At 54.5% G+C, this 453-nt stretch carries 1 protein-coding gene; it reads right to left on the minus strand.

From position 1 onward, the window contains the following. Positions 1-52 precede the first annotated feature (52 nt). Positions 53-424 (minus strand): NTP transferase domain-containing protein, encoded by a 372-nt coding sequence (locus tag D3D02_RS19735; protein WP_233560734.1) that lies wholly within the window; start codon positions 422-424, stop codon positions 53-55. Between the last annotated feature and the right edge of the window lie 29 nt (positions 425-453).

A 453-nucleotide genomic window follows, 5' to 3' on the forward strand; every position in this document is an offset into this window, starting at 1 on the left:
CGTGTACAGAATGACCCGATCCTGCTGCCTTCTGTGGATTCAACAAAGCAGATTACTCCCTTTGTCTCTCAGTGACGTGTTCAAGTTCTGCGACCGTGTTTATATTCGTTGTCGATAGCCGGATCAACTGCGGTAGTTCATTCAGCTCGGCGTAGTCGACATGGTCAAACTCGGCGAGAAACGCATTGAAACTACCCTCACCAGATACACTATTTCGGTGGCTGATGACCCCAGAGCGTCGGTAAAACGCGTGTAGTGGTTCGCGTCGTCCGCGCCGTGAAACTGGGACGACTGCTTCAGGCGCTCTCTCAGCGTGATTCGCAACTCGTGTCCACAATTCCCTGACTGCTCTCGGATCCAAGAGCGGCATATCGCACCCGACTGCGAATATCCACGGTGTCGGTGCCGCCTCACATGCTGACAATAGTCCAGCAAGCGGTCCCGCGAGACTGC

The sequence above is a fragment of the Halobellus sp. Atlit-38R genome, from assembly GCF_003665925.1.
GTDB lineage: Archaea > Halobacteriota > Halobacteria > Halobacteriales > Haloferacaceae > Haloquadratum > Haloquadratum inordinatus.